Here is a 23,931-nt window from a genome sequence, read left to right on the forward strand (position 1 = left end):
CCTCTATTGATAATACTAGACAAATGGTATTACTCTTTATATATAAACTCGTTTTCTGTTAGTTTCTTCAACAAATATGAAAATTTTTTGCTTCTTGTGTTGAAATAAGCCGATTTTTCTAACTCCGCTCTGATATTTTTCTCTTCCATAGAAATTGTATCATTTTGAGTAAAATTGGTGAAACACCACTGAAGAGTTATTAAGTTGGGAAACCAATAAAATATTATGATTCTTGGCACTTTAGGCTCAGATAAGTCAGTTACTACAGTTGACGCTATAATGACTGAGATTTTCACAGGGATTAAGCTGGATGAAATAAGGATCTATAGGGAAGACGCTAATACCAAACCGGACTTCGTAACAAAAATGAAGGATGCGTAAAAATTCTCAATATAAACGCTGAAATTGTAGAAAGAGTCTTGGGAGATGATATATTGGACTGGAAAAATAAAATATCAAATGAAAAAATAAATGTATTAGATATTACACCAGGAAGGAAATACATGGCTATTATAGGAAGCAACTACGTCCAAGCAGATGAAGTCAGATATGCATATCTAAAAGATGAACGTAAAGGGTATCACTAGTGCTTTCAGAAAGTTTATAGCTTTAGGCAAAGGATATACCATTAGATCATAGTCTAAGAACTTTTCCAAAATACTAACGTTTTTGGTTATGTACCCCTCTCAGAAATAAAAGTTTATGATATAAGGAAAGGGAGGAAAGTTGAGTACGATCCCCCATTAACTAGAAAGTGTGAGGGGGATGAGTGCGTATCGTCACTAGATAGTGAGGGATTAACTGCACTTTACAACCTTCTTTCCATGCACGGAAATGCAGATGTTAAATTCGGTAATGAAAGTGTATTTGATTTGGCAAGGGGCAGTAGTACAAATGACGAACTTTTAAACATTTGTATGATTAGGTCTGGGTTTAAAAAGTTTGAAGAAGAGAAAGAGATACAAAATACTGATGGTTTTTTCATAGCTGATACTAGCGTTTACATCAAATTGGGTAATAGACTAGGTTATCTTACAAAGGATAGGCTATTGGCTTCTAAAAGTGTGTACAACGAGTTGTCGGAGAGGACTAAATTAACGCAAATGGGAAAAGAAATAATAGTCTTCTATTTGGGAATGTACTCTTACAGACATTTACATAAAAGTCCTCCGGTAAGTGAGTATAATAAGAGTGGCGATATTCCTTTAATTGAAGAAACTAGAAAGATTAAGGAAAACATACCTGAAAAGGTTACGTTAATTACTGCTGATAGGCAACTGAAACAGAGAGCTAGAACGCTTGGTGTTAACGTCATTTTTCTTAATACCTTGAAGAGTGATTCGGGAAATATGAGTGAATTACTATTATGTGCTAGTAATAGGCGGGAGTATATGGAAAAATACGATTATGCAAGAAGGGACTTAACTATAACTATTAATGATAAAGAAGTAATCAAAATTGAGTCTGATCCAACCAAGGAAGGGTTTTCAAGAATAAAGACGTTAAATAAGGAATTTAACTATGCGAAATTAATAGAGAAACTTTATGAAATGATTTAGTTAGTAGTAAAAATGATGAATTTTTATAAAGATAAATACGTATATCATGCGTATAAGGAAAATGAGTTATAAGAGTTGAAAAATAGGTGAGGTTAGATGAAGTATTGCGTTAGTTACTCTTTTATAAAGATTTTTTGCTTAAATGCTTTGTGGATTGCTTCAGAATTGTACAAAAAGTTTATAAATTATTCGTTTAAGTATTACCTATGGGAAAGAGTAAGTACAAGAGGGACTGGAGCAAGTACGACGAGAACGTCATAACTAGATATAAGTTGATGTTCCCCTTCTACGTATTCGAACATTGGTGGGACTTATTAGCAGAGGAGAACAGGAACGCTAGGACAAAGTATAAAGCTCCGAAGGAGTTCAACGAATTCCTAGCATTCTTACACATCTTCCTACCTTACAGAGCAATAGAAGGAGTATTGAGAGCCTTAGAACAATTGAAGATCATCCCCACAAGCCTCGATTACTCAACAATATGGGAGAGAGTGAGGAACATGAACATAACCTTCCCCGAGGCAAGTGACGAACTTGAAGTAATTGCAGACGCTACCGGCATTGGCACAAACACGGGAGGACAATATATTGTTGCCAAGTGGGGGAAGACTAGGGATTCAAAATTCCTCAAGATCGAGATAGTAATGGACAATAACGAATTCAACGTGGTAAACGCTGAGGTCACTAGCAACGAGGTTGAAAGTGTAAAAACAGTTAAGGATCTTCAAGATAAGGGAAAGAAGTTTTATGGAGATAAGGCATATGACGCCAATGAGGTTTACAAGACCGGAGTTGAGGTTGTAGTTCCTCCCAAGAAGAACGCTTCTACTAAACGCCATCTTGCTAGACGTAAGGCTGTGCGGGAGTTTAGGAAGTTGGGTTATGATCGTTGGAGGGAGGAGAAGGGTTATGGCGTTAGGTGGCGGGTCGAGTCCTTGTTCTCTGTGAAGCGTACTTTTGGGGAATCGGTTAGACAAGTTTTGCTGGGCAAGTAGTTGAGGCTAAGCTCAAGTTCTGGGCTTACGCGTGGATGGTTCACTTGGCGAATTCTGTAGTCGGTAGGGCTCCGGGCATTAGGGTGTAAGCTTGAGAGGAACGTTGAAATAAATATTAATTACTGAAAAAATTAGTGTTATACAATATCGTTTTAATGAGACAAATTGAACGAATCAACAAAGTAGCTTAAAAAGGTGGATAAATGTTAGCTCGCTATTATTGAAAATCCGACATTGAAGTATATTGGCTTAAAGTATTACATACTAATTTTTATGTGAAATATCGAAGATAGATACAATCGGAATGGTGTTTTCAACAATATTTCAAAGGGGTTAGGTAAGATCTAAGGGGCTATACTTTGAATTTGGTATTTTCAATAATTTTTTGCTCCACCTAGTTGCCCGAACATTGGGGTTACTGTGTCGATATAAACTATTGTAGCCCAAGGATATTTGTTAGTTAGAAAATTAATTGTTAATCCTTTGCGTGAACCACAAGGTACAAATACCTGTAAAAGTAAAGTATAATATAATGGCTTACATAACTGATGACTTTGAGTTCTGGGCTTGGGTGAGTAGTGAGCCTAAAGTGATGAGGATGTTTAATGAATTGGAAAAAGCTTTCAAAAGATTTGAAGGTTCATTAATGTCTTTAGGTTATAATTACATATATCTAGATGTTTTTCCCTTTGATCAGAGAAGGATAACTGTTGTATTTGGTGAATACGAACCGCTACCCGTTGATGAGCTTGAGGGTAAGGAGGAAGAACGTGTCATGAAGGAACGTGAAAATTACTTTTCGATTACTTTTGATAATATTACTCCATCTCCGATAGAACAACCTACTTTGCTATCATATGAAGTGTATGCAATGTGGTGGCTCCATCACGAGGTTCCTGAGGAAAGTGATTTCGTTAATTTGGAAGGAATTGTTGAGAAGGGATTATTTCATTGCGTGAATGGAGACAAGCGAGAGGGTAAGTCTCAGACGAAATACCTCTTGGACTTAGGGGAATGCTATAATAATTTAATAAAAGTAGTGAATAAAAGGGACTTTAAATTCCCCTTAATGTAAAAGGGATATAATTTTCCAATAGATTTAAAATATGTTTCTTTTTAATCTTTAATGATGTCTACTAGCGGATTTTATCAACGATCTAGGAGGGCAATAATTTATGAAACTGATTCTCTTTTCAGATATACGACTGAGGCTGAGTTAAAATTCGTAATCGAGAAAGGAGTAATTATGTCTTACAATCCAAAGGGTACATATTTGACAAATTTGTTTACTGATGACCCAAATGTTGCTGTGAAAATGTTAGCCCTATCTAAGCTTCCTCGATATAGAATTGGTCCCATTTCCATGAGTAAAAAGTTATTTTCTAAAGTTAAGTATGTAGGCATTGTGACGCCAAAAGGAAAAAGTAGGGGAGGAGCAAAGGAATACGTTTTTACTGATCCCATAATTATTGATGTAGAGAACCTTTACGTTTACGACTTTAAAGATAGAAGAACATATACAATTCGTTTACCCTCTATTCATTGAGACATTATTTGAAACAGTAAGAGGTTAAATAGTTAAAATACGTAAGTTAAGGGCGATTCACGGATCCACTGCGATTTCAATTTGTTTCTCTAAAAATAGATAAGAATAATTGATTCTACATTTTCGGTAATACTAATAAGGGACGAGCGTTAGGTAATATCATGGACCTGTTAACTGCGAATGAGATAACCCTCTACGGCATTCAGCTAAAGGAGCTCATAGAGGGACCCGGACAGAGCTTAACCCTCACACTCGCCCCCAAGATATTATCCGATGACGCATTATTAAACAAATCGGTCCAAGAGATCGAGAAGATGGCCTTGGAGGAGGCTGAGAAGAGGAGTCCCAACTACCGGAGGGGTAAGGAGGTGAAGAGGAAGGGTTACGCGAGGTACAGGTTCTTGAAGGGGTTTAAGATCATGTTAGAAGGGAGAGAAGTCATTTACAAGTTAGAGTGGATCTCGGTGGAGTTGCCCGTACTTTACGGGATTAAGGGAAGGGTGAAGACTCAAGTGGAGGAGACTTTGCTGAGGAAGGAGAGGAAGGTCTTCGCGACCTTGATGTTGGTCTATTCTGTGCTGGGAGGTAAGTTGAACGCAAAGCTCTGGATGCCTCAGATCGAAGTGAGTGGCAATTTCAAGTATGTAATAGTTGATGGGAAATGCGTTAGTATTTTGGAAAAGTTCTTAAGACTATGATCTAGTGGTATATCCTTTGCCTAAAGCTATAAACTTTCTGAAAGCACTAGTGTAGGTAGAAGAAGTACGGTCCGATTGACTCCATTATCCCTTCCTTATATTCGCCAAGGAATTTGATTAGTTCTTCTATTCCCTCGTTGTCGTACTTGAATTCCCTCACCTCGTTGACCTCTACTTCCCTTTTCTCTTGCGTTATTACAAGTTCAGCTTTCGCTACCGTCAACTTGTCCCTTGAAACGTCTATTGCGAAACCCCTTGTCTTAATCTCACTTTCCATGATAGAATATTACTCGTGTATGCGAGATATTCTTTACTATCATAATACCACGTTTTTCTCGCATAATATTAACTACCTTCAGCCCCTAGAAAAATTTACTTGCGCACTCCTACTCGGGGTTTTGTCCCCTCTTGTTAGATCGTTCTAGGGGCTTCACAGCCAGCCTATTATCTGGGGTTTTTATCCCCATGTTGCGACTGGGCTTATGTTGTTTTTCTCCTTCCTTGCTTATTTGTTTTTCTCTTGTAATACTTGTTTTTACTAGTTCTCTAGTTTTGCGTGAATTCCCCGTAGGAGATGCGAAGGAGAAATTAATATTTCCCAATACAAAATATAGAAGAACACTCGAATAAGTCTGAATAGTTAAGGATATGTATATTAAAAGAAAACCAGTGGTGTTTCACCAAATTATTTCATATGAAAGATATAATATTAGCCCTTTCAAAAAGAGATTGATATAGAGAAAAACAATAAAATTATTATGAAACATAACATGTTAAGGTAATTTGCAAAAAATATAGCGTACAATTCTAATAATAAGAGGAGAATTCTGAATTTTTCTCACGTGGTGAAAACGACGTGCATAGTCTCCTCTGAACACCGAGAAAGTTAGAGAAGCTTGACGAATGAATCGAAGGACAAACCCTTCTTACACGTGGACTTGAAGTTAAAGAGAAGATGATTCACTAGATTCCACGCAGAATCCAGAACCGTGTAATAGAGGAACAAGAAGATCTTATTACTCAACTTCCTAACATACCTTATCCTTGCCTTCCTAACCTTGAAACCCTCCTCAACCTGCCACCTCAACCTATAGAGTTCAGCCAGTTCATAGGGATCTCCCTCGAAGTTCGTCACGAACATAAAGTGCCTCGGCTTTCCCTTAACGTAAACCACATCGTAATAATAAAGCCCTTCAAATTTCAAGACCCTATACGCAACGTAAACCCTGTCCTTAACCTCGTATCTCTTCTCAACTAATGGAACGTTAGATAGTTCCTTGAATCCCTTCAAGTTCGACTTTCCTCTCACAATGGTCTTCACGGGCATTTCCTTGATGACCCCTAGGTTCAAGAATCCGGCGTCAGCTACAACGTAATCTATTTCCATGTATTGGCTTACTTCCATCACGCTCCTGAGTAGGAACTGTGATGGACTGTCGCTTCTCAAATCTGCTATCTCCACTAGGAGGGGTAACCTTAAGGGATATACGAGGTCCAAGGATCTCATCTTTATTCCTTTTCTCTTCCAGTTGTAGAGTAGAAAGCCCTCTGCTTTTTCTTGTTCCTTTTCTCCCACGGTTAATCCGGTCTCATCTACACTACGTTGATCTCTCCCTTTACTTCTCTGTAGATTGGGTAGAACTTGAAGGTTCTCTGACCTTTACTAATTACTTTCTCGCCTTGTCTTACTACCTTCAAGTAGTATTTTCCTCTGTTTCCGGTTAGCAAGGATGGTGCTGCTTTCACTATTTCCAAGTCTAGATCTTGAGAGATAACGTTAATATTGTTTGTTGCTAAAGTTATAGCGAGGGACTTCAGCTCCGTTTTGGATACTTGTATGGTTTGCATAACGGAGTTATGGAGTCCCTCGCTTTAACCTTTTCTTGTTCATCTCGTCCTTCCACCTACTCTCTCTCATTGATAATACTAGACAAATGGTATTACTCTTTATATATAAACTCGTTTTCTGTTAGTTTCTTCAACAAATATGAAAATTTTTTGCTTCTTGTGTTGAAATAAGCCGATTTTTCTAACTCCGCTCTGATATTTTTCTCTTCCATAGAAATTGTATCATTTTGAGTAAAATTGGTGAAACACCACTGAAAGAAAACTTTATTTAACTTTTGGATTTGCCATTATATTGAAAGACCTAAACGCATTTTTAAATCCATTGATACTTAGACTATCAAGATTTTTTAAACCCTTTGATATTCTAAGTATCAATGGAAGAAAACATTTGGTGGAGAGGGAAGGACTATATAGAGGAAGATGAAGATATTAAGAAGTGGAACTCTGCTAAATTTAAGTGGATTCCAAAGGAAATAAACAAGATCTCTCTTCAACCCTTCTCCTTGAACTTTATCGTAGGCCCTAGACAAGTTGGAAAGACCACTCTGATAAAACTCCTAATTAAGAAGCTACTTGAGTCGAATCACAACCCCTTATCAATATTCTACTGTAGTTGCGACCTCGTGTCCGATTACGAAGAACTATTGAAAAGGACAAGGGACTATCTAAAAATTAGGAAGCAGGAGGGCATTAAATCCTCATTCATTTTCCTTGATGAGGTCACTTTTGTTAAGGAGTGGTATAGAGCAGTAAAGCACTTAATTGATACCGGTGAACTAACAAGCGATGTAGTTACGGTTTCAGGTTCAAGTTCATTAACGATTCTAAAGCAGAAAGAGAGTTTTCCCGGTAGGAGGGGAAATGGAACTGATGTAATCTTGTACCCTCTCAGCTTCTCTGGTTATATTAACGTAATTAATCCGAAAATTGAAGTCAGACCAGGTTGGTATAGTGAAATTGAAGAACTCTTTGAGAGTTATCTAAAGGTAGGAGGACTACCCCCGTCGATTAACGGTCTGTCTCCACTGAAAACATATACAGAGTGGATCATTTATGAGATAAATAGGGTAGGAAGAGATGAGATGCTCGCTAAGCAGATACTTTCCGCAGTCCTCTCAACGACACCTAGTAAGGTGAGCTATAACTCAATTGCCAAAGAGATAGGAGTAAATCACAGAACTGTTGCGGAGTATATTAAGCTCTTTAATGATATGTTTTTGACCTTAACACTTCACTTCATAGATGTTAATACCGGTTACTATAACTACAGAAAGCAGATTAAGATACACTTTGTAGACCCGCTGTTTTATGACGTAATGTCTACATGGACTGGAGTCAAGAGACCAGATGATCCAATAATCGTAGAGGGGATAGTTGCATCGCATCTCTCGAGAATTTACAGCATAGGTTATACTGAGGTGGGGAAGGAGGAGATAGACGTCGTAACACTGCCAGAAGTTATCGGCTACGAAGTAAAATACAGAGAGAGGACAAAACAGGTAAAAGTTATTGCTGGAAAGATGAAGAAAGTGATCACATTATCAAAGCACGGAGAAAACGACACATTCCCGGTTCATTTATTCCTCGCCGAGTTAAATATATGAAAATCTTTTAAGAAATTTTCATTTACTTCGACTCTTTTTTAGTAATATTGACTTTTGTACAAATAATCAATTGTCAGAAAATCCGTCATTTGGAAATCGACTTCAGCAGTGACTAGTAATAAACTCCACAGCCTCTTTTATCGAGTCAACATAGTTTTCTATTTTTGCAAATCCGTGTCCCTCATCTTTGTATATCTTATATTTCACTTCTCTACCCAACTTTCTAAGTTCTTCAACTACTTGCAAAGTTTCCTCAGCTGGACATCTTGGGTCATTTTCACCAGCTAAGAGAAGCAATGAAGTTTTTATCCTATCAATAAAGAATATAGGTGATCTATCCCTCAATAAATTTTCATCATTACCAACCTTTATTTCGTCATATAGTTGAAGTATTTCCCTTTCAAGCTTCTTTTCGGTAAACCAATTAACAAAAGGTACTACAGCCACAGCCGAACACCAAAGGTCCGAGAACTTAGTAGTAGCCATCATGGTCAAATAGCCACCATAACTTGCACCAGTTATTGCAATCTTTTTAACTCCTAAGACCTTCACTGAATTTATAACATCTAACAACTCACCTCCTCCTGGGTCTTTATCGTTCAAATGGTTAAACCTCCTTCCATAACCTATAGATCCTCTGTAATTGGGACAAATAACCTTAAATCCTCTCTCCATAAAGAACTGAATTTCTGGGTTGAATGAGTTTACGCATTCCCAATCTGGACCTCCGTGAATATAAACTATACCCTTATCCTCACCACCTTTTTCATAGAGTAAGGCGTAAATCCTCAACCCATTGGAGTCGTAAGAGACAACCTTAGGTTTTATGAAATTCCCTTTAGCATCGTTCATTGAGTCAGTTAACCTCTCTACCTTTTTCCCATATCTGTATAGGTCTGCTGATCTATCATGTTTAGAGTTTACAAAATAAATATAATCTCCATCAACCTTTAAGGAGTAGGTAAAGCCTTCATTAACTATCTCTTTTTCGTGAATTAAGACAAAGTTGCCGTGTCTATCCTCAACATAAGCGATAGAACCCTTATATGGAATAGCCTCAAAGATTTCGTAATCGCTTTCCCTTATTTTTCTGATCTCTCCCTTTAAAATATTAAACTCATAAACCTTAGATAAATCCTCGTGATTTGAGAGAAAGATGAATGATGAAGGAGAAGTAAAACAATTCTCATTTGCAAGCTCTTGCTCTGAGTTTGGGATATTAATTACATTAATTTCATTACCACTGAGATCCATCACGTGAATGTTATTATCATAAATCCCAGTCGAGTAAACTATGTATTTGCCATTAAAACAGTAATTGTTTACCGGTCCTTCACCCTTGCTTAGCTTAATATATTTTCCTTCATTGTAGAGGTAAAGATGTAATGTCTTTTTATCATAGTTTGAGATTACTAGAATCCCTTCGTTTGTCTCGCGAGGAGATAAATTATCAAACTCATTATCAATAATTTTCTCTATCTTCCCGTTATCGTAAAGGTAAATTTTCCTAATTTCACTACCGTTAGGGTCTACTGTGATAAACATTTTGTTTCTATTTATCCAGTCTACTTCTTTGGCATATCCTTCGAGTTGGACTTTTTCCTTGTTGACGTAAAGGACGGGTTTTTCATCTCTTATAATTGTTGCTATTTTTCCGTTATATACGTCGTAATCGAGTACAGGTTTTATCTTAAATAAATCTTCATATTTCATAAATAATAAAAGAGGAGTAGAAATAAAAAGTTATTCAGATAGCAGGCCTCATATCACTAATCGCTCCCATTCGAGTTCATCAACAGAATATGGTATAAATTCCCCATATTAAATTATTATAGTAATTTTTATAATTATTGAAAAGAAGTTAAAGGATTAGTTCTAACCTAAGATATTGAAAATGAATGAATTAATGAAGCAATAATATATATTTTGTATTAACAATTGTCATTTTCCTTATCGCGTTTACTGGGCACTACACACTTAGCTTCTGACAAATCTAAGTTTGCAACGGTGGGAAGAAAAAGACTATATTTCTTTGAGTCTCATTATTGTATGAAAATTTTTGACGAGAGAGTGTCCGGAATGTAAAAAATTGAATTTTTATTGGCAAGAATAAATTGGTTTTTAGCATTATCTTGGATTAAATTGGAGTAACACTTAAGTTATGGGAGTAGAGGGTAGTACCATGGCAAGAACATTAAGACACATACCAAACCTGATGTACTACCCTCTTCCCCCAATAGAGGATATGCCGTGGAGGGAAAAATGGTTAACGGAGATCAAGCCCGTGCTGGACGCCATGGATTTGGAGAGGGTTCTGGGCGAGGGCGCGCTGGTTTACTTGAAGTTGTTAATCGTCATGGTGCTCTACTCTTGCTCCTATAGGGACGCGGTGAAAATGGTTAACGTGAACGTGGTCGTGGCCTGGTTCGTGGGGAGGAAGGTGGGGAAGAGCACGCTGCACGACTTCGTGGGCAGGTTGTACGGGGTGAGGAAGAAGTTGTTGGAGATTTCCTTCAAGCTTGAGGAGAAGTGCCTACCCAGTTACCTCCCTGCGAGCGCGCATCTCGTGGACTTCATGGCGTGGCTAGTGGACTCCTTCCTACTGGACTTACCTCCTGGGAAGAGGAGCGTGGAGACCTTTCGGGAGAAGGCGGAGCTGGAGAGGAGGGAAGGTAACCTGGAGAGGGCCAGGAAGCTGCTCTCCCTGGGGAGAACCAAGAGGAGGTTCGAGGGAAGGTGGACCAAGAAGAGAGGGGTCTCGCACTACGGGCTCAAGGCCATAGCCGTGATCTCCGTCTCCCTCTTCGTGAGGTCCATCACGGTGAAGCCGGCCAACTTCTCGGACAAGAGGTTCAAGTCACCGCTCAAGGGGATTAAGATCGCGGACAGGGGATTCTCTCCCTCCCCGACACAGCTCATAGCGCGGGAGAAGCCCTTCACTACCCTGAGGGCCCACGTGGAGTTCTTCGGCACCTACCTGAACGCGTTCTGGAGGCCCTACGGGACCACGACCTGGAGGAACGACGTCTTCCTTCACGTCCTGGGAGTGATCTACAACATCAAGATGTTCCTCGCGATCCAACGGAGGACTCCTCCAGGACGTAGAGCCGTTCAGCTCTGAGACGCGCCTCCTCGCGATCAAGCAACGCTATGCGCGATAGGTAAATCCTCTCGTCTTGATATTTTTCCATTATAAAGTTTTTCTCGGTGATCCAGGTCCTACCCTTCTGGCAATATTAATATTTATCATTCTGTTTATCTATTCGTTCAGATAATTACATTCCGGACACTCTCACGAATTATACTTGCTTATAGTCTGAAGGGCAACAACATTTCTAAAATTACACAAGACCTTTCTGTATGATAGGAATAGAGTCTTGCCCTTTAAAGTCTCAGAAAGTATAATAGAAGCTTTATGATTTATCTAAAACTTTTAACCACTGGCATAAGATAATACAGAATACCAAAGTGCACACTTTTAATTCCTTTAGGAATTTATCATCATAGTTCAGCGGGACTGGCCTATCTTCATTAAATCCTTTCCAATTCCTTATATGGAGTTATTCATTTTTAAATTCACATGCCGAATACTATAAAAAGTAGCTACTTTCAATCCATTTTAGGATTCATCGGTGTGTCTTTATACTTCTGCCTTTCTTTTTTCCCGTTATTGTTGGGCGATTCAGGTCTCCTTTGCTAATTATAATTTGTAAACAATACGTTGTAAAAATGTTAATATTAATAATCATGCATCTTTGCCAGTTAATCATCTTTATTTAGTTAATTTCGTAGTAATCTTTAAAATAAAGTGAATTCGCAACGGATAACTGAATCGCCCTCTGGATATAAAGGATGTATCATGTGACACCCATTACCAATATCTTAAGGATAATCGAATTTGCATTACGATATATTAAAAAAGTAGTTTCATAGCGCTTACTCTCATTTATTACCCTTAGTCTTCAATTAGACTGTTTCGTATGGGCAATTATACAAAAATTCTCTCATCTTAAGATTTTCTATGAATTTTCATAATATTGAAAGGATTTAGAGTGTGATGAAAAGGGATAGTTTGCTTGTTCTAGCTCGTGTTTCTCATATTCATTTAACTAACAAGTCTTTATGAGGATTCAGTTAAGCTTATAAGCTACGAACGGGCTAATAATAATGTGCCCCAAAATGAATTGATATAAACGAGCGACTTTGTATCTATATTCAATATTATCTACCGCCCAATTTGTCCTACAATGAGTATTTTTTAGTCTTCTTTCACGGGATAAATTACGTCAGATAATGGATTAGAAAAATATTTAAATATCCAGCCAGACCATTCTATACTGGTGGATAAAAATGACTATAAGTACAAGATCGAGTTTGGTATTAGATATAATTTTTCTGAAGCTAAATAAAGGTAAAGAGGAGAAGAAGAAGGTTAATCTACAATAAGGAACTGAGGGGTGAACCCTATGACGTTCCTATTTAAGGGTATAGAATGCGAAGTCTATAAAATTACGTCAGTCAAATTAAATTACAGAGCTAAATTTACCTATACTGACTATTATGTTGAATATCATGATAACTTCCTCTCAGTTAGCGAAATAGCTAACAAGATGCTTAAAATTAAGGAAATTGGACATGACAACGGTAGGACTTTAGAAGATAGTGTGAGGGAACTAATGAATGTTGTTCCAGCACAAAAAGTTTGTAAGCACTATATCTGTGGCAAGGCTGACTTCGTGAGAGAAGGAATTCCGGGTGAGATTAAGACTTTCAAGGAAGAGGTTAATCCAATTTATGAAGAGAAGGGAATACTTCAAGCAGTATTTTACGCAATGCTTTATGGAACAAAAATGTCGGAGTACGTTTCGGCGATTTACGAGGAGGATCTGAATAACGAGGATTACGCTATAATCAAAAGGATTGACTTTCATAGGATAATTCTGAGGAAACTAAGCTTGAAATATTTGCCTAAAGTTGAGGTGGTAGCATGAACATAGATATGGAGTACGTTTACATTTTGGTAACGAGACGCCCTATAACTGACAGTTTTGGAGTAGCGGTTATCTTTGAGGGACTAGGTTTGTGCTTCAACGTATTCGTCTATAAGCCTAGCCGAAATGCCATAATAATGAAAGTAGGCGAATTCAAAAAGCTTCTGAGATTCCTTAAAGAGGTAACGAATGCAGAATACAAAATGCGTGATTTCGGATATAACTCAGCACTCATATACTTTCTCAGGGAGATTTGATATGATAGTTGCGGAAATTTTCGTTAAACCTGAGAGCGACGCTATCATACCGTTTAGTAGTAAAGTGGGGAAGAGTTTGCTTTTGGATCCTAAGAACGTTTCAATATCTCCTCTAAAATACAAGGGCAAATACTTGATAAAGTACGGATCAGTTTTAACTTTTCTGGAGGTTATTGGGGGTAATGTTTACTCTTTTGAGGTAGGTGGGGATGAGAGGAATGTGTACTCTGCTCTAATTAATTTGGGTGATAAGAGTTTATTATTCAATACTTATTGGAAAGTTGTCGACGTTGAGGTTCATGAAGTTGAGGTTAGTTCGATACCGAAGAACTTTGGGGTTGATATTTTAACACCGGCTTTGATAGTCTCTCCCTATGTGAAGGAAAAGAGGAAGGTGTTCACTAATAAGTCTGAGTACGTTTTCTTCAATAACATTATTGACGCTACCGGGTTCAATAGAGGTGATGTAAAGTTAAGTGAGGTGATTTCTCGTTTTGCTCAATTACTTTGGGAGGAACCGTCAATTATAGGATATGCTAATGTGAGGTATGGTGATAAGTTGGTTATTGGGATGATCGGTAAATTGAGGTACTCGGTTAAGGGGGAGGATGAAGTTTTAATTAAGGTATTGGAGGACGCAATTGTGAGGGGTATTGGTTCGTCCAGAAGGAATGGGTTTGGTGTTGTAAGAATTAAGGGGGTGGAGGCAAGCTGGTTACGATAATCGGGTCTGATTTGGTTTACCTTAATTATGAAATAGAGAATTATACGAGGAACGTTAAAAGGGTTATTGTCTGCGGAGACGTTAAGGGATTTAGGTTGAGGGTTAATAGGGTTGAGGTAATTGATAATTGTTTGTCTCTAGATGTTGAGGGAATAGCTGAGAGTATTGCTAGGAGGATTGGAAATAGTAAGGATAGTTATGTTGTTTTGCTTAATGGGAATTCCAATAAGTTCGCTGCAGCTATGTTTTACTTGTTTTCCATTATTTGCAAAAGGGTGAAGTTTGTAATCTACGATAGGGAAAGGGTTGAACTGGATGGAGATGTTTTTAGAAAGGTTGAGATTGACGATAAAATGATTACTGTACTGGGGGAGATAATGAATGGACGTTATAAGATAGAGGAGATTGAGAAGGATACTGGGATTAGTAAGGCTACAATTTCGAGGGTTAGAAGGAAGTTGGAGGAGATGGGGTTGGTTAAAAAGGTTGATGGTGGGAAATATTGTATTAGTGAAAGGGGAAAGATAGTTGTTTACGATGGAGGATTTTTCAGAAATGTGAAAAAGGGAGGAAGGTATTATGAGAGTAAAACATTATATACAGAGAGAGTTTAATTATAGTGTGTCTTCTCAAGATTTACTTGACATTGCTACAAGGATAGCAATATCTGCAATTAAACCTAAACCCAAAAGTAATAAACCAGAACCATATGTGGATTCTAGTACGATAAATAGTTTGTTGAGTTTTCTGCAAAGTAGAAGGAATGTAAATGAGTTGTTACTTTACATTATGCGTCAAGCTGGGAGAGATGAGATAGATGAGGAAACCGGGAAGTTGTTGTTGGCCAGTTTAAAGGATAGGGAGTTAAAGGATGCTGTGAATCTTTTGGGATATGTGAAGTGGGTTTACGATACTTTAACGGGGTTAAAAGTTAATTACAATAATGTGAAGGGTGTTAAGACCTTCAAGGAGCTTGTTAACATTTTGAGTAAGGTGTGAAAATGTCTTGTATGGATCTTGATGTTATAACGACTGTTGTGAAAATTGAGGGTAAGTTGCGTAATGAAACTCTCTTAAGAGTAGGTAAGGGTAAGACTCAAGATTTCGCTGAGGCTACTGATAATCCAATAATTAAATATAGGGATAGACCTTTAATACCCGGTTCTAGTTTGAAGGGGGCATTCAGGAGTTTAGTAGAGTCCTACACCAAGTCATTAAACGACAGTAAATATTACGTGTGTGATTTGGACGATAATAGTTGCGTTAGCTGTGAGGAGAAAAAGAAGGATAATGGGATTGTAGAGGGGAGATATTGTATTCCTTGTATATTATTTGGCTTTAAGGATTTGGCTTCCAGGGTTTATATTTTAGACGCTATTGCTGAGAAGTACTCAATTTCCCAGAGAACGATGGTTGCGATTAATAGGGTTTTCGGCGGACAAATGCCTGGCCATTTGTATACTTTGGATTACGTAGACCCTGGTAGTGAATTTAGTTTTATGATGATGATTTATAATCTTAACTTGATCGAGGGGGAGAAGGATTGGAAGGCGAAGTCTGTTGAAGCCTTGAAGTTCCTTTTAGCGACACTGGTTAGAGAGGGGATTTTCGTAGGAGCTAGGAAGAGTGTTGGTTATGGTTTAATTAAGTTAGTTGACGCTAAGGTGAGTTTATATAAGGCACCAGATCACCTAGTTTCTCCAGTTATTGTGAAGAAATTGGAAGAGGTGATTGGTACTAATGGTTAACTATACATTTATTGATAAGAGAGTGATAAAGAGGACTACTATGATTGAGGGAGATGTGGAAACGGTATCTCCATTAAAGATTGGTGGGGGAAAGGATAATTTCGATCCATCTTCCCTGGCTAAAGATTCCATCCTAAAGGATGTTGAAGGTAGACCGATAATTCCAGGATCATCATGGAAGGGGATATTTAGATCTACTGGTGAAAGAATTTTAAGGTTAAGAAATATAGAAGTTTGTAGCGGTATAGGAAAGGATTACTGTTTGAATAATAATCGAAAAGAAAGGGACTTCAATAGTGCGTTGAAGGAAAACGTTGATCAAGCATTAGAGATATTTTGGGATTATACTTGTTTGAACTGTAAAGTTTTCGGAACGATGAGTGTTATAGGTGCTGTGAGATTTCTAGATTCACTTCCCATTAGTTACTCATTGAACACTAGATCGATGATAGCGATAAGTAGGACGGAGGGAGCTGTAGCTAGGAGGGCCTTAGTAACTGTTGAATACGTTGATGTAGGGTCTAAATTTAGTTTTAAGATGATGGGGTACAATTTGCCTAATTACGCTATTGGTTACTTAATTACGATAATGAAGAATATTCATGATGGCTTTACACAAGTCGGAGGGCATAAGAGTAGGGGGTTCGGTTTTGTGAAGTTCGGTAAGGTTAAGTTTACCGATCTTGGAGAAAAGAGGATTGGTGATGAGGATATTCAAGTTAAGGATGTAGGTGATTTAGTGGAAGGAAATGGAGATGAGTTTTTCGGGAGAATGAAACCTTTTATGGAGGCTTTCAATAATGCAAAGATCCCCTATCCGAAGAAGTAACTATACTCCTAGAAATGAAAAGGGATTAGAAGGGGTTATAGAGTTACAGCTAAATGTAGTTTCCGATTACTTACACGTAGGTTCTGGGAAGTATGATGTGGAGGTAATGCGTAGCGTTAGTGACGTTAAACGATTGGTTGAGGATTATTTAAGCGGAGGTAATAAAAGAATCCCTAATAATGTTGATCAGTATTTCTCAATGGTAGCTTTTCTAATGGTTAGAAATAAGGATAATGTTGTTATTCCCGGGTCAACTATTAAGGGAATGGTTAGGAGTAGGTTGGAGTTATCTGTACCGGGTTCATGTTATATAGTTACTGGGCATTCTACTTCATCTTCTGCAGTTTATAAGAGGATTTTCAATCCTGATCCAAATAGGGGTAGTGATAGGTTTGACGTTAATAAATTTCCACAAGTTTGTCCAGTTTGCGATTTATTAGGCAATATGGGATTAGCTAGTAGGGTATCGTTAAGTGATTTCGTAATGACGTCTGGTAAGGTAGATTACGTAAACGTTAAAGGAAGGGATTATGAAGTTGTTACTAAGGGTTCGATTTTCGCTGGAAAGGTTTTGTATAAGTCTCTGAAGCCTGTTGAAATTGGGATGTTATTATATGGTTTTGGTTTCGTTAAGGATTGTAATGGGTCTAAGGTTATGCTATTGGGTAGGTTTAAGTTTTCTGATAAGAGGTTTGGAAGGGTTAAATTTAGTTTGAAGACTCCTATAGCAGATTGTAATAAACTTGTTTCTGATTTTGTTAAACAATTTAATCCTAGATATATTAATGAGGAGTGGTAGAATGAAGAAGTGTATTAGATATGATTTATATATAGAGGAGTGTAAACCGGGCAAGGATTACCTCTATGAGTTGGATTGTAAAGAAAGTGAGGAGGGCGATATAAGGAAAATTGAATGTAATGGGATAAAGTATATTGAGATGGTGGTTAGGTATGATAAGAGGTAAGTTGTTGTTACCAGAAAAAAAGGTTGTTTTCATTAACGAGAGTGAAGTGCAGAGTTTGAGGAAAGACGTTGTAGATGCATTAAAGGTATTTTCATCCTTAGCGTGTGAACTAGCTGATAATAACGAGACTAAGGCTACCAATATTTTCGCTGATCTAATTTCAATGATTTATAAGCTCCCTATGTTGATTTCTTACGTACCTAGTGATAAGTTATCAACCCCCCATGAGTACTTCTTTGCCTATATAGTGTTTAGGCATCTAGTAGAGGACTCTATGCCAAGTAACGATATTGCCAAGTTATTGGAGATATTAGAGGAGAAGAAAAGAGATGAGATTAAAGAGGTTTTAGATTACGCGAGGACTTTGAGGAAAATTTACGAGAAATTGCTTTACGTTCCAGCTGATACTAGGCCAGGGTATAATTTTACGTCATTGGCCTCTCATCTTCAATTGTCATCAATTTTAGTTTGGCTATTGCAAAAGGGATCAGTGGATTTAAACTACTTGAGGATTTCGGCTTTACTTCATGATATAGGTAAGTTATTTAACCCAACTAACCACGTGAGTGAATCTATTAAGATTTTGGATGAGGTTATTGAGGGATCGGAATGTCTAAAGACCAATTTGAGTAGGGTGAAGAGTTTAGTTGAACAGCATCACGCTCCTTTGGAGACTATTTTGAACGATGCCGATAGATTGGCTGCATCTACTGATAGGTTTAGTGAGATAGTGAAAGGTGCTTTAAATAACACGAAGATAGGTGAGTGTTATAGTTTGTGTTATGGTAGGGATGTGAGAACAAAGGAGTGTATGGAGTGTTTAGAGGAATACGGCGAAGAGACGTATAGTGAGGAGAGCAAGAGGTTGTATGATGTAATAAGTAATTCTGTTGTTAGTCAGAAGGTTGAGGGTAATGCGATAGGTTATTTGGTTTACATTGATTTTCCTGGAATACAGAGATTCATAACGAGTTTTCCAAAGTTAAGAGAGATGAGTTTCGCTAGTTTTCTAGTGGACTTTGTAACTTCAATTTACTCATTTATAGTCTTGGATCAAGCCTATTACGAGAGAACTGGTAAAAAGTCAAGAATCCCCGCAGAGGCTTTGTTAAGTGGTTATGGTGGACATTCATATATTATAGTTAGGAGTGATTTCGGTTCTAAGGATGAGGTTAAGGCGTGGTTGGAAAGCGTTTCTTCTTCAGCTCTTAGTAAGTTAGGTATTAGATTAGACGTTAAGGTCGCTAACTTTGCCTATGAGAACTACGTTAGGAATTATAAGGAGGTCTATGAGGATATGATGTCTAAGAGTTATGAGAGATATTTAATTCGTGATGAGGGGAAGGTTTACTCTTATGGTTTGCATAGAGTTTGTGATAATTGCGGTATAAGGCCTGCTGTTAATAGAAGTGATGATGGGGAGTATTTATGTGAGACTTGTAATTTAGTTAGGGATCTATCTAAGAATAGAGGTTTTATTGCTAAGTATAAGTCAAAATACACTCTATATGAGGAACAACGTATTGAGATTTCACCTAAGGAGGATATAAAGTTTAAGCTTGATAAGAATCAAGACCCTACCAGCTACGCCATGGAGATTATTGCGGGTTATCGTACTACTTCTGACAGTAGGTATATTGCCTTGATTAAGGCTGATGGAAATAACGCTGGAAAGATCTTTGGAAATACCGTTACGTTTTCGGAGTATGTAGATAAAAGTTTTAGGCTAGATTTCGGAGTGAAGAAGATGTTCTACGATACGTTACTGGACATTATGAGGGCTTCTAGTGATGAGTCAATTAAGAAGGACTTAGTCTCAAGGATCTTACTTGGTGTGCTTTATTTGGGTGGAGATGATATAATGTTATTGTCGCCCTCAGCAATTGCAGTGCCATTTGCTGTTAAAATGTTTAAGAGGAGTTTAGAGTATACGGGGTTTACGTTTAAGGTGGGTATTATATCAGTTAAGCCAGATCACCCAGTGCAGTTCGCTTATGGGGCTGTAAATGCGCTTATGGAAGAGAGTAAGATTCATACGGGTGAGAAGTCTTCAATAGGCGTTTTGGTGTTTTCTTCAACTTTAGCCAGTGAGGGTGTTGTTAAGAGCGATTTGAAAAATTATAGGAAAGAGAAGGAGAGTTTTTTGGTAGTTTCCAATGACGTTGATGATGTAGAGAGGCTTTTGAATCTGATGGAGTTGGATGACTTTGGAAAGCTTATGGAATTATATTGGAATCCTGAGGAGGGAAGAAAGGTGATTAGAGATAAGATAAGGTCTTTAGAACGTTTCGTAAATTATGCTGACACTCACGACTTTTACAATACTTTGGCTTACTTAATAAGGTCTAAGGCTAAGAGCGAGGAGAATAGTTTGATTAAGAGGATTATTGATTTGACTATAAAGGGTAGGGACGATTTCGTGTTTCCGCTTTACGATTACTACTTTATTTTAAAGTCAATTAGGGTGGGAATATGATACCGATTAAGGTGAGTATGAGGAATTTGAGTTCACTTACAATAGCTGGAGGTAGTACTATAAGCTCTATCGATATTCCTCTTAACCCACTTGGAGTTCCGCCATCAACGATAAAGGGTACAATGAGGACGGCAGTGCATAATTTACTACCTAATGGGTATACGTCATGTGGGGAAGTAGAGCCTGAAAGTATTAGGGAAGCTCATAAAAATGGAGTTTGTGACGTTTGTAAATTATTCGGTTATCCAGATTCCCTTACGGGGTGTTTTACTATAGAGGTTTCCAAAACTGATTATCGTACATCTTATATAACTAGGGTTTCAATTGACGATAAAACGCAAAGGGCCAAAGAGGGTTCCCTCTTTACCCAACAAATCATATTGCCAAATAGCGATATTTCCTTTACTGTTTATTACAATTGTAATGATGAGAGATTGTTTAAACTTCTACTTTACTCTATCCTGGATTTAAGGTATTGGAGGTTGGGAAGAAATACTATGATTGACGTAAAGGTTAATAATGTTGAGGAGATTTGTAAGAGCGTTAAGTGTGATGAGGAAATTAATGGAATATTAAACCAACTTTCCAGATATTTGTGGGAGGCTGAGAATAAATGATCTTAATAAAGTTAAAGGTTAAAGGCTACATAACTACTCAAATGAGGAGAATTAGGAATTACTACTTCTCAATAACAAATTACATTCCTTCAACAACTCTTAGAGGAGCCATACTAGCTGAGTACTATAATCAAACTGGGAAAATTGATGAAAACTTTTACGTATCTCCAGCCTATCCAATTAAGACTGCCCCAGCCCATTACTTCAGCCCAGCTAAGGAGAGGAAGGGTGATGAGTTCATTGAGGTTAAAAGGATACTTGAGAAGAAGGAAAAGGAGTTTGAAGCCAATAAGCCAATTGAAGAGATAATGAAATTGGAGATTGATGGTAAACATCCCAAGCCTAAAATAGGATCTTTAATAACTTATGAGGGGGAGACTGATAAGGAGAATAAATATAGGGAATTCTCGAGTAAATCAATTATTCAAATGCACGTAGCTATTGATAAGACGTCAATATCCTCATATAAGGGAATGCTGTTCGCCTATGAATACAAGGAATTCGATGAAATGTGGGCTATTGCCTCAGACTCTGAAGTTATTGACACTGTTAAGAGAATAAAGATTGGTAGGGGGAAGAATAGGGGCAATAAGGTTGTTGATGTTGAAAAGGTTAGGGAAGTATCATTGGATCAGTCCAAAGGGTTATTATATTGTCTATCTCCTTGTATAGGATCACTATTTGGTAAAACGTTCTTTAAGGCGAAATATATCATAGGGGATAAGTCAATTTACTCTGGTTGGTTTACGGTAGATAGTTTCAGTGGTCAAAAGCCAGTCTTTGAGACGTTAAGAGAGGGTTCCCTAGTTTACGTTGAGAGTTTTAGTAACGAGAAAAGTTTAATGCCCGCAGGGCTTAATTTCATGCTAAGAATATCAGACTTAAGCTCAATACTTAATAAGGTGAGTTAAAATGGTCATTCAAGTTTTCAGGTTAAATTTCAGATTAAGAACTGGTTTCAGAGTAGGTGGAGGTCAAGAGGTAGGCGATAACGTAATACGTCAATTGAGAATAGGAGTAGAAGGCGTAATGATCCCTGCCAGTAGTTGGAAGGGAATGTTTAGAAGGGTGAGTGAGATCGTTTTGAACAGTGAAGATCATTTTGAAGAGCATAGCAAAAAAGAGGTAGATACTAGGACAATAAACGCTTTACTGAAGAGCGATGAGAAATTCAGAAGGATAGCTATAAGCAAGGTTGGTAAGGAGGTTATTACACAAAATGGTATAAATGTTGATAAGCTAGATAGTGAGAGTTTAAGCGATCTGAGGAGGATTTACAATGAATATAATTGTCCAATTGAGAGATTATACGGAAGTAATTATTTCGCTGGAGGTATTACTATTTCAGATAGCGTTATTCCTAATGCAAGTATAATGGAAAGAACGCATGTAACTATCGAAAGGAAGAGTAAAAAGGCTTCTGAAAAACACTTGTTCAGTGAGGAGATAATTGATGCTGAAAAGATTGAGGTTAAGGTGATAGTTAGAAATGAGTTTGAATTATGGAAAAATAGTTTAAAGTTACTGAGGGAGATCGGCTACTTCATTGGAGGAAGTAAGTCTAGAGGTATCGGCTACATTGTACTGGACGAAAAGGAGAGTGAATATGCAGTTATAAATAACTTTAGTGAAACTCCTAAATTTTCTGAACTTAAGAGATATCTGAGTTAACAAACCTAGAAGTGCGAATGTAGTAAACCATCAGCTTTTTTATATATTATACCGTAGATAAGGAGAAGAAATTCTCATCACCGGTGAAGAATGGTTAGTATAAAGGGAAATATAAGTGTGGAAGGGCGTTTTCACAATACGGTAGAGAGCAGAAGGTGGATTCTTAAAAAATACAAAGTGAGTATTTTTAGCGAAGCCATCCATATGAGTTTGTTGCTGTTGTGACTCCCCCGGTTATTGGGTATGACATATATTAAAAATAACATTAAATTTAGAGTAAGCTCATCTTATTTATACAATCAGACATTTAAAATTATATTTTAGGTTATCAATAACGAGTATAATGGAATAAATTTTCATATATCTAAAAAATGATATTATAATCTTATCTAAATAAATATTTGTAAAACGATTTTGAATTAACCGTAAAAGGGGAGGCTTTCAGTCTTTTGTAATTTTGCACCCCTAATCCCGCTAAGTATAAAAGAGGCAAAAGATAAATTCATGAATGATGAAAAGCTTAGTAATTCACGGGAAAAATTCCTCTCCAGAGAAAGTGGAATGGTTAGCGAAACCGCTTAGGAAGTTTGGAGAAGTTATTGTACCTGAATTCGAGATCGAAGCAAAGGAAGGTGTAGAAAAAGCACTAACTTACGATTTCGACTGCATAGCGGGTCACTCTAGAGGAGGTCTAATCGCACTAATTGCAGCAGCGTTAAAGGGAAAATGGGCTATTGCTGTCTCAGCCCCATCAGATAGGAGAAAACAAAAGGAGTACTTATCGAAGTTCCCACCCGGTACAGTGCAGTATAACATTTACCAAGATTTAATGAAGATGCCGGAGTACGAGCTTGAATATTCGTCACTTTCCTACGCTGATAGGTTAAAGAAAGTACTATTAATACATGGAGAAGATGACGAAATGGTATTAAAGGAACATTCAATTACCTTATGTGATACAATAAAAAGGATGGGAGGGGATTGCGAGTTGCATATAATTCCGAAAATGAAGCACACACCTTTAGGGCAACAGTATCAAACAATTTGGAGTATAATTGAGGATTGGATAAAGAGGAATAGTTCTAGTTTTTAACCAGTTTGTGCCCAGTTCTCATACCTCATGAGTTCATTTCTACCCTTATCTTTAGCCACAATGTCTAGATAACTTATTGAATATTATTCACAAAAACTACTATATTATCTTCATTCTAATTGATGGGTCGACTCTGTTATCTATTGCGAATTCCCTTCTATTTTAAAGATTTTGGCGAATTATGCTTTGTTGAATACTTTAATTTTCTAAGAGGTTAAGCTCATTAATTTTTCTTAAATTCGAAATCAATCCTTGATTTAAAAGTAAGCTCAACGTTAACTCAGATAAAAATTGAAGAGATCCGCAAAGC

Annotated in this window: 22 protein-coding genes and 4 pseudogenes; 23 read left to right on the forward strand and 3 right to left on the reverse strand. The window is 37.4% G+C overall.

Going from position 1 to position 23,931, the window contains the following annotated elements; all coding sequences use genetic code 11:
• The first annotated feature begins 225 nt into the window (after nucleotides 1-225).
• The 7 genes and pseudogenes from SSOP1_RS16990 to SSOP1_RS07435 form a co-directional block, all read left to right on the forward strand.
• Nucleotides 226-381 carry a hypothetical protein gene (locus SSOP1_RS16990; RefSeq protein WP_158011700.1) on the forward strand — a complete coding sequence of 52 codons (156 nt, stop codon included), beginning with the start codon at nucleotides 226-228 and terminating at the stop codon, nucleotides 379-381.
• A gap of 53 nt (nucleotides 382-434) precedes the next feature.
• Nucleotides 435-587 (forward strand): hypothetical protein, encoded by a 153-nt coding sequence (locus tag SSOP1_RS17290; RefSeq protein WP_162268489.1) that lies wholly within the window; start codon nucleotides 435-437, stop codon nucleotides 585-587.
• A gap of 237 nt (nucleotides 588-824) precedes the next feature.
• On the forward strand, nucleotides 825-1,559 hold the full coding sequence (locus SSOP1_RS07415) for a PIN domain-containing protein (RefSeq protein WP_010923381.1): 735 nt from the start codon (nucleotides 825-827) through the stop codon (nucleotides 1,557-1,559).
• A gap of 206 nt (nucleotides 1,560-1,765) precedes the next feature.
• Nucleotides 1,766-2,643: pseudogene (locus SSOP1_RS07420) on the forward strand (IS5 family transposase).
• A gap of 443 nt (nucleotides 2,644-3,086) precedes the next feature.
• Nucleotides 3,087-3,629 carry a hypothetical protein gene (locus tag SSOP1_RS07425; RefSeq protein ID WP_048054218.1) on the forward strand — a complete coding sequence of 181 codons (543 nt, stop codon included), beginning with the start codon at nucleotides 3,087-3,089 and terminating at the stop codon, nucleotides 3,627-3,629.
• Between the two features lie 51 nt (nucleotides 3,630-3,680).
• On the forward strand, nucleotides 3,681-4,100 hold the full coding sequence (locus tag SSOP1_RS07430; RefSeq protein WP_010923384.1) for a hypothetical protein: 420 nt from the start codon (nucleotides 3,681-3,683) through the stop codon (nucleotides 4,098-4,100).
• 161 nt (nucleotides 4,101-4,261) lie between these two features.
• Nucleotides 4,262-4,774, forward strand: a pseudogene (locus SSOP1_RS07435) (IS256 family transposase); the annotation flags it as partial.
• Nucleotides 4,775-4,847: 73 nt separating this feature from the next.
• Here SSOP1_RS07435 and SSOP1_RS07440 read toward each other — a convergent pair.
• A pseudogene (locus SSOP1_RS07440) lies at nucleotides 4,848-5,075 on the reverse strand (IS110 family transposase); the annotation flags it as partial.
• Between the two features lie 609 nt (nucleotides 5,076-5,684).
• Nucleotides 5,685-6,646, reverse strand: a pseudogene (locus SSOP1_RS07450) (transposase).
• A 374-nt stretch (nucleotides 6,647-7,020) separates the two neighbouring features.
• Between SSOP1_RS07450 and SSOP1_RS07455 the strand changes: the two are divergent.
• Nucleotides 7,021-8,250 carry an ATP-binding protein gene (locus SSOP1_RS07455; RefSeq protein WP_009988833.1) on the forward strand — a complete coding sequence of 410 codons (1,230 nt, stop codon included), beginning with the start codon at nucleotides 7,021-7,023 and terminating at the stop codon, nucleotides 8,248-8,250.
• 102 nt (nucleotides 8,251-8,352) lie between these two features.
• Here the strand turns inward: SSOP1_RS07455 and SSOP1_RS07460 are convergent, their stop codons facing one another.
• Nucleotides 8,353-9,963, reverse strand: coding sequence for a S9 family peptidase (locus tag SSOP1_RS07460; protein WP_009988830.1), 1,611 nt, complete (start codon nucleotides 9,961-9,963; stop codon nucleotides 8,353-8,355).
• A 448-nt stretch (nucleotides 9,964-10,411) separates the two neighbouring features.
• On the opposite strand from SSOP1_RS07460, the gene SSOP1_RS07465 reads away from it, so the two are divergent.
• From SSOP1_RS07465 to SSOP1_RS07535, 15 genes are all read left to right on the forward strand, one after another.
• Nucleotides 10,412-11,371, forward strand: a complete 960-nt coding sequence (locus SSOP1_RS07465; RefSeq protein WP_010923364.1) for an IS5-like element ISC1234 family transposase — start codon at nucleotides 10,412-10,414, stop codon at nucleotides 11,369-11,371.
• A 1,345-nt stretch (nucleotides 11,372-12,716) separates the two neighbouring features.
• Nucleotides 12,717-13,241, forward strand: a complete 525-nt coding sequence (locus SSOP1_RS07470; RefSeq protein WP_048054220.1) for a hypothetical protein — start codon at nucleotides 12,717-12,719, stop codon at nucleotides 13,239-13,241.
• Entirely contained in the window at nucleotides 13,238-13,498 is a 261-nt protein-coding gene (locus tag SSOP1_RS07475; RefSeq protein ID WP_048054221.1) for a hypothetical protein, read from the forward strand. Before SSOP1_RS07470 ends, SSOP1_RS07475 begins: the two co-directional genes overlap by 4 nt.
• A 1-nt stretch (nucleotide 13,499) precedes the next feature.
• On the forward strand, nucleotides 13,500-14,222 hold the full coding sequence (cas6, locus tag SSOP1_RS07480) for a CRISPR-associated endoribonuclease Cas6 (protein ID WP_048054222.1): 723 nt from the start codon (nucleotides 13,500-13,502) through the stop codon (nucleotides 14,220-14,222).
• 11 nt (nucleotides 14,223-14,233) lie between these two features.
• Nucleotides 14,234-14,836, forward strand: a complete 603-nt coding sequence (locus tag SSOP1_RS07485; RefSeq protein ID WP_010923389.1) for a helix-turn-helix transcriptional regulator — start codon at nucleotides 14,234-14,236, stop codon at nucleotides 14,834-14,836.
• Between the two features lie 7 nt (nucleotides 14,837-14,843).
• On the forward strand, nucleotides 14,844-15,221 hold the full coding sequence (locus tag SSOP1_RS07490; RefSeq protein ID WP_048054323.1) for a hypothetical protein: 378 nt from the start codon (nucleotides 14,844-14,846) through the stop codon (nucleotides 15,219-15,221).
• Between the two features lie 11 nt (nucleotides 15,222-15,232).
• Nucleotides 15,233-15,970, forward strand: a complete 738-nt coding sequence (csx7, locus tag SSOP1_RS07495) for a type III CRISPR-associated RAMP protein Csx7 (protein ID WP_173645065.1) — start codon at nucleotides 15,233-15,235, stop codon at nucleotides 15,968-15,970.
• Complete coding sequence (csx7, locus tag SSOP1_RS07500) at nucleotides 15,963-16,799, forward strand: type III CRISPR-associated RAMP protein Csx7 (protein WP_048054225.1); 837 nt, start codon at nucleotides 15,963-15,965, stop codon at nucleotides 16,797-16,799. Before csx7 (SSOP1_RS07495) ends, csx7 (SSOP1_RS07500) begins: the two co-directional genes overlap by 8 nt.
• Nucleotides 16,771-17,598 (forward strand): RAMP superfamily CRISPR-associated protein, encoded by an 828-nt coding sequence (locus SSOP1_RS07505; RefSeq protein WP_010923393.1) that lies wholly within the window; start codon nucleotides 16,771-16,773, stop codon nucleotides 17,596-17,598. The genes csx7 (SSOP1_RS07500) and SSOP1_RS07505 overlap by 29 nt, the downstream gene beginning before the upstream one ends.
• A 1-nt stretch (nucleotide 17,599) precedes the next feature.
• The gene (locus tag SSOP1_RS07510; protein ID WP_231918238.1) at nucleotides 17,600-17,764 is read left to right on the forward strand and encodes a hypothetical protein; all 165 of its coding nucleotides are present in this window, start codon (nucleotides 17,600-17,602) and stop codon (nucleotides 17,762-17,764) included.
• Nucleotides 17,751-20,240: an HD domain-containing protein gene (locus tag SSOP1_RS07515; protein ID WP_231918241.1), complete on the forward strand. Its 2,490-nt coding sequence runs from the start codon at nucleotides 17,751-17,753 to the stop codon at nucleotides 20,238-20,240. The genes SSOP1_RS07510 and SSOP1_RS07515 overlap by 14 nt, the downstream gene beginning before the upstream one ends.
• Nucleotides 20,237-20,857 carry an RAMP superfamily CRISPR-associated protein gene (locus tag SSOP1_RS07520; RefSeq protein WP_063492811.1) on the forward strand — a complete coding sequence of 207 codons (621 nt, stop codon included), beginning with the start codon at nucleotides 20,237-20,239 and terminating at the stop codon, nucleotides 20,855-20,857. The genes SSOP1_RS07515 and SSOP1_RS07520 overlap by 4 nt, the downstream gene beginning before the upstream one ends.
• Nucleotides 20,854-21,768 carry an RAMP superfamily CRISPR-associated protein gene (locus SSOP1_RS07525; protein WP_010923397.1) on the forward strand — a complete coding sequence of 305 codons (915 nt, stop codon included), beginning with the start codon at nucleotides 20,854-20,856 and terminating at the stop codon, nucleotides 21,766-21,768. The genes SSOP1_RS07520 and SSOP1_RS07525 overlap by 4 nt, the downstream gene beginning before the upstream one ends.
• A 1-nt stretch (nucleotide 21,769) precedes the next feature.
• Nucleotides 21,770-22,528, forward strand: coding sequence for an RAMP superfamily CRISPR-associated protein (locus SSOP1_RS07530; protein WP_010923398.1), 759 nt, complete (start codon nucleotides 21,770-21,772; stop codon nucleotides 22,526-22,528).
• 511 nt (nucleotides 22,529-23,039) lie between these two features.
• Nucleotides 23,040-23,621 (forward strand): alpha/beta hydrolase family protein, encoded by a 582-nt coding sequence (locus SSOP1_RS07535; protein WP_048054325.1) that lies wholly within the window; start codon nucleotides 23,040-23,042, stop codon nucleotides 23,619-23,621.
• Nucleotides 23,622-23,931: the final 310 nt, after the last annotated feature.

Source organism: Saccharolobus solfataricus (genome assembly GCF_900079115.1).
Lineage (GTDB): Archaea > Thermoproteota > Thermoprotei_A > Sulfolobales > Sulfolobaceae > Saccharolobus > Saccharolobus solfataricus.